11 protein-coding genes and 1 rRNA gene are annotated in these 13,733 nt (G+C 42.2%); 4 read left to right on the top strand and 8 right to left on the bottom strand.

Annotated features, from left to right (window positions below):
• Positions 1-53: 53 nt before the first annotated feature.
• Positions 54-641 carry a hypothetical protein gene (locus JMX83_RS07445; RefSeq protein ID WP_058025061.1) on the bottom strand — a complete coding sequence of 196 codons (588 nt, stop codon included), beginning with the start codon at positions 639-641 and terminating at the stop codon, positions 54-56.
• A 340-nt stretch (positions 642-981) separates the two neighbouring features.
• Between JMX83_RS07445 and argA the strand changes: the two genes are divergently transcribed.
• Positions 982-2,304: an amino-acid N-acetyltransferase gene (gene argA, locus JMX83_RS07450; RefSeq protein WP_201600169.1), complete on the top strand. Its 1,323-nt coding sequence runs from the start codon at positions 982-984 to the stop codon at positions 2,302-2,304.
• 93 nt (positions 2,305-2,397) lie between these two features.
• On the opposite strand, the gene JMX83_RS07455 is transcribed toward argA, so the two are convergent.
• A complete protein-coding gene (locus JMX83_RS07455) occupies positions 2,398-3,129 on the bottom strand; it encodes an FKBP-type peptidyl-prolyl cis-trans isomerase (RefSeq protein WP_058025059.1) in 732 nt (243 codons plus the stop codon).
• A 462-nt stretch (positions 3,130-3,591) separates the two neighbouring features.
• Here JMX83_RS07455 and JMX83_RS07460 point away from each other — a divergent pair, with 462 nt between their 5' ends.
• The gene (locus JMX83_RS07460) at positions 3,592-5,262 is read left to right on the top strand and encodes a mechanosensitive ion channel (RefSeq protein WP_201600172.1); all 1,671 of its coding nucleotides are present in this window, start codon (positions 3,592-3,594) and stop codon (positions 5,260-5,262) included.
• Between the two features lie 137 nt (positions 5,263-5,399).
• Here the strand turns inward: JMX83_RS07460 and JMX83_RS07465 are convergent, their stop codons facing one another.
• On the bottom strand, positions 5,400-6,839 hold the full coding sequence (locus tag JMX83_RS07465; protein WP_201600175.1) for a hypothetical protein: 1,440 nt from the start codon (positions 6,837-6,839) through the stop codon (positions 5,400-5,402).
• 294 nt (positions 6,840-7,133) lie between these two features.
• On the opposite strand from JMX83_RS07465, the gene JMX83_RS07470 reads away from it, so the two are divergent.
• Positions 7,134-7,916, top strand: a complete 783-nt coding sequence (locus tag JMX83_RS07470; RefSeq protein ID WP_075106519.1) for an SDR family NAD(P)-dependent oxidoreductase — start codon at positions 7,134-7,136, stop codon at positions 7,914-7,916.
• Positions 7,917-8,057: 141 nt separating this feature from the next.
• Here the strand turns inward: JMX83_RS07470 and JMX83_RS07475 are convergent, their stop codons facing one another.
• The 3 genes from JMX83_RS07475 to JMX83_RS07485 all read right to left on the bottom strand — a co-directional run bounded on the left by JMX83_RS07475 (position 8,058) and on the right by JMX83_RS07485 (position 11,568).
• Positions 8,058-8,786 (bottom strand): lysophospholipid acyltransferase family protein, encoded by a 729-nt coding sequence (locus tag JMX83_RS07475; protein WP_227675779.1) that lies wholly within the window; start codon positions 8,784-8,786, stop codon positions 8,058-8,060.
• A gap of 131 nt (positions 8,787-8,917) precedes the next feature.
• Positions 8,918-10,804: a DNA topoisomerase IV subunit B gene (gene parE, locus JMX83_RS07480; RefSeq protein ID WP_201600178.1), complete on the bottom strand. Its 1,887-nt coding sequence runs from the start codon at positions 10,802-10,804 to the stop codon at positions 8,918-8,920.
• Between the two features lie 110 nt (positions 10,805-10,914).
• The gene (locus JMX83_RS07485) at positions 10,915-11,568 is read right to left on the bottom strand and encodes a YqiA/YcfP family alpha/beta fold hydrolase (RefSeq protein ID WP_201600181.1); all 654 of its coding nucleotides are present in this window, start codon (positions 11,566-11,568) and stop codon (positions 10,915-10,917) included.
• Positions 11,569-11,756: 188 nt separating this feature from the next.
• On the opposite strand from JMX83_RS07485, the gene JMX83_RS07490 reads away from it, so the two are divergent.
• Positions 11,757-12,017: a DUF1289 domain-containing protein gene (locus JMX83_RS07490; protein WP_201600184.1), complete on the top strand. Its 261-nt coding sequence runs from the start codon at positions 11,757-11,759 to the stop codon at positions 12,015-12,017.
• 56 nt (positions 12,018-12,073) lie between these two features.
• On the opposite strand, the gene JMX83_RS07495 is transcribed toward JMX83_RS07490, so the two are convergent.
• Both JMX83_RS07495 and rrf read right to left on the bottom strand, forming a co-directional pair.
• Positions 12,074-13,444: a hypothetical protein gene (locus JMX83_RS07495; protein WP_201600187.1), complete on the bottom strand. Its 1,371-nt coding sequence runs from the start codon at positions 13,442-13,444 to the stop codon at positions 12,074-12,076.
• A 171-nt stretch (positions 13,445-13,615) separates the two neighbouring features.
• A 5S ribosomal RNA gene (gene rrf, locus JMX83_RS07500) occupies positions 13,616-13,729 on the bottom strand.
• Positions 13,730-13,733: the final 4 nt, after the last annotated feature.

Consider the following 13,733-nt stretch of genomic DNA (forward strand, 5'->3'; position numbering starts at 1 on the left):
TTCAATAATAAACATCAATATCTGGCGAATTTTTTACTATAAAAGTCTTAGCGTTATTTAACACGCGCGCGATATTTTACTGCAACGGTGTCATTCAAGCCGACACCTTCAAGATCCCAACGAACCGCTTTGTAATACTTGAGCGCGACATCTTGTAGCTGGTTGTCTACTTTGGTACGTAGTGGCATACGGGCGAAGTTGTTGCCATCGACACTACCATATGGGAATTCAGGTGCCACTGTACCAAGCAATTCTACTTGATCTGGGATACTCATGGTGACCGTCATTTTACGAACGCGATCAGCATTAGTGTTGGTAAAGTATCCTTGATATTCCAATACGTTACCTGATTGCAAACGAGTATTTGTATCGACAGGGACGAGTACTTCTTGACCATTGGCATCAACACTGACCAACGATGCTGTGATTTTGCTATTGACTGCTTGAGCACTTGAGTTGCTGCTCGCATTTGTATTGGCCTGAACTGCCATTGAGCTATCAACTGCTTGCTCTGGTGTCGGCAGCATGGCAGATGCCTGCGTGACTACCATCGCACCGATGAGCGTACCGGCAACAACGTGAAATAAGCGATGACCGCTCCAAGCACTAAATGGGCTAGCAAATTGGTTACTTTTTTTCATAATTCTCATTATCCCTGATTGATATATCGGTAAAGCACAGATGGCAAAAACTGAGTTGTCTTAACACATAGTCAATAATTAAAAGAATCAGATTCATTATTTTTATTGATTATCTTCGTTCATTGACAGTAAAGCAATAGCGCTTAGCATAGCAAAAAGCATTTGTGTGTACATTAACCCCGTGTTGAGGTTGTGTATATCACTGATGGGCAATAAAAGACCTCAACACAGCTGAAATAAAAGATAGCTCATAACCGCGTTTTTTGCTATGGTAAATCTTTAGCGTTAGGCATTTTTTTGCTACGCCCTTTTTCTTATTCTAACGACTACTGCTCCCATTATGACTACTAGTTCCATGCCACAGATTAACCCTGAATACGTCCATTGGTTCCGTAACTCTGCTCCATACATTAATACGCATCGCGGCAAGACCTTCGTGATTATGTTTGGCGGTGAAGCGGTCAATCATCCTAACTTCAGCACGCTGATTCATGACTTTGCATTGCTCCATAGCTTGGGTATCAAGCTGGTATTGGTACACGGGGCGCGACCGCAGATCGAAAAAAACCTAAAAGACGATAATATTGAATCTCCGCTGCATCAAGACATTCGTATCACGCCGCGTGCCGCAATGCCCGCTATCCTGCAAGCGGTTGGCGCGATTCGCTTACAGATCGAAGCACAGCTATCGATGGGATTGGCTAATTCGCCGATGTACGGCTCACGTATTGATGCCATCTCAGGCAATTTTGTCACGGCGCGCCCTTATGGCATTCGTGAAGGCATTGATTATCAAATGACGGGTGAAGTGCGCTCTATTGACGTTGAGGCCATCAAGAATAACCTACTGCATGACCATATCGTGATTTTAGGCTCTATGGGCTACTCTGCGACGGGTGAAGTATTCAATTTGCTCGCTGAAGACGTTGCGCTTAGCGCTGCGGTTGAGCTGGGTGCTGATAAGCTGATATTTTTGGGTGAAGAAGCAGGTATCAATGATGGTGATCGTTTACTACATGAGATGATTCCAAACGAAGTGGATCGCTTCTTACGTGACCGTGATTTGAACTGTGAAATCAATTACTTCTTGAATTGCGCCAGTTTGGCTTGCCGCCAAGGTGTCCATCGCACACATATCATCTCTTATGCCAAAAACGGTGCACTATTAGAAGAATTATTCACTCGTGACGGTTCTGGTACGCTGATTAGCCATGATCCTTACGAAGAAATTCGCCGTGCCAATATCGATGACGTCGTTGGCCTTATCGAGCTGTTATCCCCTCTAGAAGAGCAAGGTATCTTAGTCAGCCGCTCACGTGAACGCTTAGAGCAAGAAATCGATAACTATAGCGTCATCGAACGTGATGGTATGATTTTGGGTTGTGCAGCGCTACATACGTTAGATGCAGAGTCCGCAGAAATCGCTTGCGTTGCCGTACGCCCTGAATATCGTAGTGGCAGTCGCGGTGCTGATTTGCTTGCATTTTTAGAGCAGCAAGCGCGCAGCCATGGTTTGTACAAGCTGTTTGTATTGACCACTCGTACCGCGCATTGGTTCGTGGAGCAAGGCTTTGCGGAAGTTGAGGCAAGTGCCTTGCCAGCAGCACGTCTGGAGAAGTATCACAATGGTCGTAACTCTAAAGTCTTTCAAAAAAACCTATAGTTTATAGCCAAACTGATATAAAACCTTTGCTCATAAAAAAGCCTTCATAATGATTATGAAGGCTTTTTTATAGATTAATGCTTCAATCACGCATTATTTTACTTTCAATAGCTCAACCGTAAAGATAAGCGTGCTGTTTGGCTCGATACCAGCGTTACCCGCTTCGCCATAGGCGATGTCTGATGGGATATAGAACTCGTACTTGCCGCCCTCTTTCATCAACTGTAGACCTTCCGTCCAGCCAGCGATTACTTGGTTTAGTGGGAACTCAATTGGCTCACCACGCTCATAAGAGCTGTCAAATACGGTACCATCGATCAATTTACCTTCGTAGTTCACTTCCACTACGTCAGTTGCTTTTGGCGATTTACCTGTACCTTCTTTCAATACTTTATATTGCAGGCCAGAATCTGTTTGCTTCACGCCTTCTTTCTTCGCATTTTCTGCTAAGAATGCTGTGCCAGCAGTTTTATTTTCTGTCGCTTTGGTTTGCATGTCTTTTGCGAACTGTTCTTCTTGCTCTTTTTGATACGTCATCAATACTTCTTGCATTTGCTCTTGGGTCAATGCTGAATCATTGCCTTCGTAACCATCACGGAAACCTTTTTCAAAAGTATCCAGGTTCAAATCTTTGACAGCTTCTTTATTGCCTTCTGCCATCATGAATCCTAAGCTATAGCCCACTTTTTCACTTGCTGAGCTCTGTTCAGTGATAGAAACGCTTTGAGCAGCTGTTTCTTGACTGCCGTTATTGGTGCTACAGCCTGTCATTAACAACATAGCACTAGCAAGGGCACTAATGCTTAAAGTAGTGATTTTTTTCATAGATTACTCTCTGATTGTAAGAATAGTGGCGAGATGTCACATTGCTCTATAATAACAAATCTTAGTTTTGGGAACCACGCTTTACATGAAATTATCGGGCGAATGTACAGTCTGTGTTAATATTTCCTATTATAATAACAAGTTATCACACAAATATAGTGGCAGGTAAAGCTTTCTATCTTTAAATCCATCAATACATAGGCTAAGCTAAATTGGTTAAGGAGATAAGTAATCGAATGTTGGTATTTATCGTTGATATATGAGCGTCAGTAGCAAAGCGATAACTAAAAACCAGACTGATACTTTTGATAATCCTCTTTATTCGAAAATTATAATATCTTCGCCTAACTCAATTTAAAGACACTATTTATAATAAACCATCTATATATTTGTCTCGTTCAACAGTGATTGTACTAACAATACTTTTGAGTGTTACCTATAGGATGATTCAAGGAGGATAAGATGAACCCAATGTACACATCTTTTAACGGTTATCTTGGTGGGCCTATCGGTTCTATCATTGGCGCTATTTTGATATTTATCATTGGTTGGCTGGTCGCACTCGGTATTGCAGCACTTGTCCGCGGTGTGCTCTCTAAAGTCAATCTTAATCAACGCATGAACTCTTCAACCGGTAAAACTTACGATCTTGAGGGAATTATCTCCAAGATTGTTTTTTGGTTTATCTTTATCATTGCTATTTCAGGGGCGCTTAGCCAACTAAATTTAAACTCAATTTCGGCACCATTTGCAAATATGGTTAATCAAGTATTGGCATTTATCCCTAACCTCATCGGTGCGATTGCGCTTGGTGTGATTGGTTGGGTCATCGCCACTGTCGCACGCACTGCAATCAATGCGGCGCTTTCTAAAACAACAATGGACGAGCGTCTAAGCGCACAAGCAGGCGTAAAACCGATGAGCAGCACCATCGCTGATATGGTTTATTGGTTCATCTTATTGGTTGTTTTGACCATGGTACTCGGTCAGCTAGAGCTTGATGGTTTATTTGCACCATTGACAAATATGGTCGACAAAATCTTCAGCTTTATCCCTAACATTCTAATCGCTGGTGTGGTCTTTGTCGTTGGTTATATCATTGCCAAAGTCGTACGCGGCATTGTAACCAACCTTGTTTCTACTTTTAATGTTCAAGAGTTAGCGACGAAAGCTGGCTTAAGTGAACAAAACAGCCTACCTAATATTGCCGGTTCGCTAGCATTTTTAGTAGTTATTATCCCAACGATTATTGCTGCTTTGAACGCATTAAAAATCGACGTTATTGCTCGCCCTGCGACCAATATGCTAAACAAAATCATGGAAGCATTGCCAAACATCTTCATGGCAGTGGCTATCTTGTTTGTGACTTTCTATGTTGTACGTATGGTTGCAAATATCGTCAAAGGATTGCTTGAAAACACTCAAATCAATCAAATGCCTGCCAAAGTTGGCTTGCAAGAGACTATGGGTGATAAGAGAATCTCTGACTTAGTTGCTTATGCGATTATCTTCTTTGCTATGCTATTTGCTGCTATTGCAGCTGCTGATTTACTAGGTTTCGAGCCTATCTCAGCTATTATTACGATGTTTATCGCATTTGGCGCTAACATCATCTTAGGTGCAATTATCCTGTTTATCGGATTCTGGCTTGCCAATATTATTGCGGGTGTTGTTGAGCGTTCTGAGCAAGGTTCACAATTCTTAGCAAACATTGTCCGTGTATTGATTATGGGCCTTGTACTTGCTATGGGTCTAAAAGCAATGGGTATTGCAGATTCAATCGTGAATCTAGCATTTGGCCTAACGCTAGGTGCCGTCGCCGTCGCCTTTGCCCTATCATTTGGTCTTGGTGGTCAAGAAGCAGCCGCACGCTTCCTACGTAAAATGCAAGATAAAATGGATCGTGAGCGCGACGAAGCAAAAGCAAAATCTACGCTGCAGCCAAGCTCATCAACGCAAGAAAAAGTTGCTGATTCAGTGCGTGACAACACACCTTCAGCTGCTAGCACGTCAACGACTAGCTTGCGCACTGATGTGATTGACACTCCTCGCGTAGATACTGATACCAATGATATCTATAACAGTGATCAAATCCTTCCTAGTAATGATCTTAACGATGACATCAATAAATAAGTATCAATAACTACCTACTCTTAGATAAGAAAAAGACAGCCTAGGCTGTCTTTTTTTGTGAGTGTCAGTATAAATTAGTCTTACAGCAGCTTCTAGTAGAATACCCAGCTCAATTCTAAAAGTATGTTACATGCTCATTATTTCTTTCGCGCCGGTATAGAAAGACTTAGACGTACTTGAGGCAAGTTGTCAGATTGAGGATGACTCTCAAAGTTTTGAGCGGTTTGCTTCTCCGCCTCTTGCATACTTTGATGCGATTTTTTACTCTTTAGTTGTTGTATTTGCTTCGTTAGCTGCCGCTCTCTTTGCGTCATCGCGTCCACTGACTGAATCCACACATCAATGTCGATAAACGTTTCATTTGCCTCAGTAATAAAGTCGATACCGAGTACAACGATATGATGCAGCTCTGCTATTGGCAATCGAGTCGCAACATCCTGTGCAATCTTGGCTAGATTCGGTTGAATAGCATTTTTGCTATTGTGTGCTTGAGCATCTTGTCCATAAAATATCAGTACATAATGCCGACCCAAACTTTCGTAAGAATGCTGATGTACGATATAACCATCTTGTTGCAGCGCCTTACTTTGCTTAGGATGCCTATATAGCGTACGGATCAGCTCATGACGCGAAAATAGAGACTCATCTAATAATTGATGCTGCCAACGAAACCCTAGCGGCTCGGTTGATGATTCTTGGTCATTATTAAATGTCTGCTTATCAGCATATGCTGCTATCATTTGTGTACTGAGCTGTGACCATAGCGTGGCTGCCTGCTGCATATGCTGTTGATACATCTGCGCAGTCGTGCTCTGATTCTTATATGCAAGCGCCATGGCCACCAATGCTGGATTGGGTTTATCCTGAATGTCATACTTGATAAGTGCATTGTCTACTGTGATCGCAGGTGTGAATAAAGAGGCGCTTTGCAAAAATTCAGCGACTAACACTTCTTCTGATACAAAACTTGGGACATGGCTGATAGCCGAATATTGTAGTTGCTCTAAGTGATAATTCAAAAACCGCCACAACTCGCAGGATGTTTGTACCGCAACCAGTATTGAATGCCAGTCGTGCCAGCTGAAGACTTGCAATTGCTGCCCGCCCTCACTCATGTCTACAACTAAATCCTCTAAAAAATAACGAGCACCAAAAGCATGTTGCAAGTGATTTGATTGCTTGCTGTCCTGACTATCAGTATTTTTCTTATCATTTTCTACAGTGACATCCGTAAGCTGAATATCAAAAACCAAAACATCATGAGTCTCTGCAACATGTTCATTTTGAGACAATGATGATTTATGCCATGCCAGCGCAGCTTTTACAGCAGTCATACGTGCTCGCTCAATATCAGCTGAGCTTGTACTCATGGGCAAGTATAATGTCAGTGCCAGCAGCTGCAGCTTGCCCGCCGAGAGCTGGTAATAATAGTGGCGGGCGCTATAGCGAGCATCATATTGCTGTTCAATAGTCTGCATACCAGCCAGAGCGATGTCTACCGCTGCTGTCTGTAAGTAACAGGCCAGCTCACTAGCAAGATAGCCCCCATCGGATATTGTAGTAGACAAATGAGACACAGATTCTAGCCCTTTATAATCTTATGATATGTGATGAATGGCATTTTGGCTGATTAAAATGGTGGCATATTTATAAATATAGTTATCAGCGTTTCAACATTTTTACGAATGTAAAATTACGCTACATAAGCACTATCAGACACAGTCGCTTTCAACGTAATGACTTGTTATGATGATATCAAAGCAGCAATGCTTGTGCGTGGATCTTATAGTTATAAGCTGCGCTCGCATATCAATGTCAGGTACGTTTATCGAATTTTAATAAGCACTATATAATAACAAGGATTGAGCATTATGAAGCGTTTTAAAGAAAAAACCGTCATCGTTACTGGAGCAGGTTCAGGTATTGGCCGGGCAACTGCTATTCGCTTCGCCGAGGAAGGCGCGAGAGTCGTTTTGGTAGGACGTACGGCTGAAACATTAGAGCAGACAGCAGCAGAATTCCCAGAAGATCATACGTGGATTCATACCGACAATTACCTATGTGTCACTTGTGATATCAGCGTACAAAGCCAAGTACAAGGGATGATTAGCAGCGCGATTGATAAGTTCGAGAAGATTGATATTTTGGTAAATAACGCAGGAAAAGCGATTCAAGGTAAAATAACAAACCTATCCTCTGAAGATTGGCACTCGGCTATCAATATCAATTTAAATGGTACGTTTTATGTCTGCCAAGCCGCCATGCCTCATCTAATCGCCACCAAAGGCAATATCGTCAATGTCTCATCTCTCTCAGGTATGGGCGGTGACTGGAACATGGCCGCCTATAACGCTGCCAAAGCGGGCGTCACCAATTTGACGCGTACGCTAGCAATGGATCACGGCCCTGACGGTGTGCGTGTCAACGCCGTCAACCCAAGCGTGACCAAAACCAATATGACGACTGCTATTCAAGACAATGACAGTAAAATAGATAAGTTTCTAGCCCGTTGTCCACTTGGACGTTTGGCAGCACCAGAAGATATTGCCGCCGCCATTACCTTTTTAGCCAGTAATGATGCCTCTATGATTACTGGGGTAAATCTACCAGTTGATGGTGGTGTCAGCGCATCTAATGGGCAGCCACAGTTTTAGTATATTAGCTGTCTGATGGATAGATACTAAAGCGATCCTATTTAAAAAAGCCCCTGATAATTTAATATCAAGGGTTTTTTATCTTTGGAGCTAAATTATAGAAATTTATTAAAATTAGTACCGATAATACTGTTACAAGCTTTATTCAGCTGCGTTATTAATATCCTGTAGTGGCTGTGATAAACGCTCAGGGTGGCGCGGCATCACGCCTTGGTACTGGGCATAGATTTTGGGTAAATCTGCTTCGATATCGCCAGTTGGATGGACCAGAGACAAAAAACGAACTTCCTTGGTATTATAATCTAGCGCAACTGGCAAGATAGGAACACCAGCACCAACGGCCAAATAATAAAACCCCGTTTTCCAGCTCTCGGTATATTCCCGTGTCCCCTCGGGTGCTAATCCCAAAAACAGCGGCTTGCCCGTTTTAAATTTATCGATACTTGATTGTAGTACTGAGCCTTTATCACTACGATTGATAGGAATGACTCCTATCCAATTCAATAATTGCGCAAATACAGGCACTTTAAATAATGTGTGCTTACCCATGATACTAATTTTCAAATCCAGCGCAAATAAGCTAGGAATCGCGTAAACCCCATCGACATTAGAGGTATGCGGTAGTGCCAATACCACGGCCTGAGAGATATTAGGTATCTCACCGACTGTCCGCCATCCTGCTGTTTTCATCAACCAAGAGCCAATGATGGGCGATACTTTATTGCCACGCCTAGGCACGTTTTCACCCACCTGCTCTCTACTAAGATTCGGCAGTATTTTTGAGCGCGTAGATGGAGCAGCATCAGACTTAGAGCGTTTAAAAATCTTTGGTATCATGACAGTATAATATAATGAATATACTGACATCATAACATTAAGCCTCTAAGGCGAGGCTGATTTTTGCGTGCTTTTACTATGGCAAAAAATGCTTAGCTATAAATATAAGTAATGACCCATTACGATATTTTGTACATACATTTCTTAAAACTCACTACTGACACTTAAGAAATATCAGCCAAATCACCTTTACTCTCAAGCCACGACTTGCGATCAGCGGCACGTTTTTTCGCTAGTAACATATCCATAATGCCATTGGTCAATACCATATCATCCATATCTAGCTGTACTAACCTGCGTGTATCACGGCTCATCGTCGTCTCGCGCAATTGCTCAGCACTCATCTCACCCAGTCCTTTAAAGCGGGTAATTTGCGCTTTTTTATTGCCCGGTACCTTGGCTAATATATGCGCAAGCTCTGGCTCATCTAACGCGTAATGCACCTCTTTACCCACATCCACACGGTACAACGGCGGCATGGCCACAAATAAATGACCAGCATCCACTAGCGCAGGGAAATGCTTCACAAATAACGCGCAGATCAGCGTCGCAATGTGTAGGCCATCAGAGTCAGCATCTGCCAAGATACATATTTTGTCGTAACGCAGCTCGGACAGATCATCAGAGGCAGGATCCACACCGATTGCAATGGCGATATCATGAATCTCTTGGCTGGATAGCACTGTGTCTGAGGACACTTCCCACGTATTCAAAATCTTACCGCGCAGAGGTAATATCGCCTGATAGTGACGATCACGTGCTTGCTTGGCACTACCACCTGCCGAGTCACCCTCTACTAAGAACAGTTCCGCACCATCACGCAGATCACCGCGGCAATCTGCCAATTTACCTGGCAGTGCAGGTCCTTGTGTGATTTTCTTACGGGCGACTTTTTTGGCTGATTTTAGGCGACGTCCTGCTTTATTAATCGCCAATTCAGCGATTTGCGTGCCCATGTCCGCATGTTGGTTTAGCCACAAACTAAAGGCATCTTTTGCCAAGGTCTGTACAGCGCCAGCAGCCTCACGGCTCGATAGGCGCTCTTTGGTCTGTCCAGAAAACTGCGGCTCAGAGAATTTCAAGGATAAGATATAGTTCACCCCATCCCAGACATCTTCTGCGGTTAGCTTCACACTGCGCGGTAGCAAGTTATGAATATCACAAAACTCACGCAATGCTTCTAAAATACCTGTACGCAGTCCATTGACGTGCGTACCGCCCTGCGCTGTCGGGATAAGGTTGACATAGCTTTCTTGAATCGGTGTGCCACCATCAGGCAACCAAGACAACGCAAAGGTAATGGCAGCACGTTCACCCGCTTTCGCATCGTAATTATAATAAAACGGTGCTTCTGGCAATGTCTCAAGACCATCCAGTTGCTCGCTTAGATACTCGACAACCCCATCCGTAAACTGCCAAACGACCTTTTCATCGTTGATATCATCGGTGAACTCAATCGTTAGTCCCGCGGCCAAAACCGCTTTGGCTTTTAGATTGTGCTTGAGCTGCTTAACGTTAAATTTTGGCGTATCAAAAAAGCTACCATCGGCCCAGAAATGCACTCTGGTACCACGTTTGCGTTTGTTGGAGCTGACCGCTTCCGTCAACGGCGTCACGGGTGCGCCTTTCTCAAACGCCATATCAAACTGTGTGCTATCACGCCATACCGTAACCTCAACGCGAGTTGATAGCGCATTGACGACAGAGATACCCACTCCATGTAGGCCGCCTGATACTTCATAATTAGAGGTCGAAAACTTGCCACCCGCATGCAAACGGGTCAAAATCAGCTCAATACCTGATTGACCAAATTCAGGGTGAATATCAGTCGGCATACCGCGCCCGTCATCCTCGACAGACAGTGACCCATCACTATGCAGCTGCACTTTGATGGTTTTGGCATAACCCGCCAATGCTTCATCCACCGAGTTATCAATGACCTCTTGCGCCAAATGGTTTGGTCGCGTGGTGTCAGTATACATACCTGGGCGACGACGGACGGGTTCAAGCCCTTCTAAAACTTCTAACGATTGCGCATTATATTGACTCACAAATGCATCCTTAACTATTCATGTACGTTTAACTCTATAAAACCATTATAACCAAAAACAGCGACGTTAAGGTCAATAGTCCATCGTTCACGTCATATAATGTCGTCTCTTTAAGACTTTACTAAACCCTGTATCACTTCTATTACCATCGGTAGCTGCTCACCGAAGTCACTAAAGCGATGATCGCCGCCCGCTTGTACGGTTAACGATGTGCCCTGCCCTTCGTAAAAAGCTTGAGACAGTTTAGAATTTAACAGCTCATCGCCTTGTTTGAGCAGTACAGCAACTTTATTGGGATAAGTGACTTGGAATATCTGATGATCTGCAAACCACTGTAAATCTGACGGCGTAATACGCCAGCCGCCCGCCGTCGTATGTAGGACGCTATTATCCGATGACTCATCACTACTATCTTGATTTGATACTGAGTTATCAGAAAAGCGCTGTAGAGTAATATGAGGCTGCGTGCTAGGATTTAGCAGCAATGCAGGACAACCTATTTGATTACTGATTAAGGTAGAAAAATACCCACCCAATGAGCTACCGACCAATACCGTATTGGACGATCCCGTCTGCTCATCTTTGCTATTATTTAACCCTTCTATCAATGACAACAGCTGCTCACGCACTTGCGCAGGCGATTTATTCAAATCAGGACGCAGTACCGTGATATCAGAATAATGATGCTGACAATATTTTTCTAACAGCATCCCTTTGGTTGAGTTCGCATCGCTGTCCAGTCCATGGATATAAATCAGGTTCACGTATCATCTCACTTATTAATTTTGTTATGATTGTCTTATATAGGCCAGTGACGCTAAGCATAGCACCCGATGCACAAAAATAATAACAATAAAACGGCACACTATTAGTCGGTATTTGCGACATAATAATATGGTCATAATCGTTTTGTGCCAGTCAAAGGAATGACAGTAATAGCAATGGAGTCGCCATGAATCAACAGTTTGAGCTGTTCGACATTGACAACCCTTGTATCGGTGTCTGTCAAAGCAATAAAAAAGGCTATTGCTTTGGTTGCCTGCGCAGTCGAGCCGAGCGCCAACGATGGCATCATATGACGACAGAGCAGCAACGCGAGGTGTTAAGGCTGATCGCAGGACGTAAGCTACGTATTGAGCTCATGCGGCTGTGTAAAAACGAGCAATTAGGGTTTGATTTTGAGGAAGATATTGAGATGGGTGAGTTGTTTTAGGAAATATAGATTTGAATATAGGATTTTTAAAAGTTTAATTCTTAGTCTTAAACTTTTCATGCACAAGCATCTACAAACTTTATAACCCAACTTTCCCCTACTGAAAGCTCTTCTTCAATTTTATTTAGACATACTGACTTCAAAGAGTTAGCATCCGCTAAAATTAAGTCCACTTGACTAAAATCATCTAGGCGAGCCGGTGGTAAACTTAGACGATGAAAGTCGATCTTAAAATTATTCCAGTTATTTAATTCATAATTCCTTTGACCAGCCTTTGCTATCATAGAAATGCTCTCTATTTTCGAAGACTCTGCTACTCTAGAATACTCTAGAAACTCTTTTCTTGACTCATTTTTCAGGTCTTCATAATTAACACCGAGCTTTTGAAGGCTAGCACAAATTAATGAAAAGCCTTCATCTAATTTATTTAGTTTTCCATCGGACATGGCACGGCATATAAGATAATATAAAAAACCTGGCTCTAAATACCTCAATCCTTTTCTAATTTTTTCTATGTACTCACCTGCTGATTCCGTACAACCAAATATACTTTCAAAGTCACAATGTTCAGCTATTTGTAAAAATACGCTAGACGGGGTGTTTAATACAAGGCGAGAGAGTACCGCGGATACTTTATAAGCAAGAAATATATCTGTTTCCTGACATTTATTTGCTACAAGATGAGCACAAACTGAATACTCAGTGATATCCCTATTATAGATATAGTCGAGAATTTTATTTCTGTATATGTTGAGTTCAATAGTCCTTTCAGCCTTCTCTAATAAATCAATAAGAAAAAGATTCTTATTGATCTCTTGTGCCATAGCAGCACACTCCAACAAAGAAATTGTAGATATTGGTGATCTTACTAATTGCTCTCCATTCTTATTAAGAAACCATGTAAATACTATCGGATGATCAGTTAATTCACCTGAACTAGAAAATCTATTGCCTATAGATTCAAAATAATCCCAAGGTCGACTATCATCTTTGACTTTCGTATTTTCTGTGTAATATTCTGGTAAACGAGAAAATCTTATCAAGTCATGGAATTTTTTAGCATGGTGGAAGTCTTGTTCTTTCCCGCCATGAGTAAGATTATCAGCTGTATACGCTTTCGCCATCATATCTAGGTATCTAGCACCCCAAACAGTAGAAGAGCAATCATAGAAATGAGTATATTCATGAAATATTAAGGGTATAACCTTAGATAAAGTATCATAATCTTTATAAGATATATATTCATTTTTAGATATGCAGTATTTCAAACGAACCATACAATTTTTTACTTCTTCCCAACCTTCAGCATCAGTAGAGTATAAGGTAACTATTGTAGTGAAAAAATCATAACTACCTAAAACTTCTTTTTTACCTTTAGACATAATACTCGGGTGTGAACTAGAAGATTTTGAATCTTTAATTGACATAATATTTATCTGTAAAATTTATAAGTTAAGTTTTCTATCATATCTGATTGAGACTAATTATAGTTGAAAAAATAAATAGCTGAATTAATATTAAAACGAACAAAACGTTAATGCTAGACAAAGAAAAGCCCCCTCCGCGTTAGCGAAGGGGGCTTTTACTTTAGAATAGAGAGCTGACGATGACCTACTCTCACATGGGCGAACCACACTACCATTGGCGCAACGATGTTTCACTTCTGAGTTCGGGAAGGGATCAGGTGGGGCCATCGCGCTATTGTCGTCAGCAAAG

Origin of the sequence: Psychrobacter piscatorii (genome assembly GCF_904846415.1) — a bacterium.
GTDB classification, from domain to species: domain Bacteria; phylum Pseudomonadota; class Gammaproteobacteria; order Pseudomonadales; family Moraxellaceae; genus Psychrobacter; species Psychrobacter piscatorii.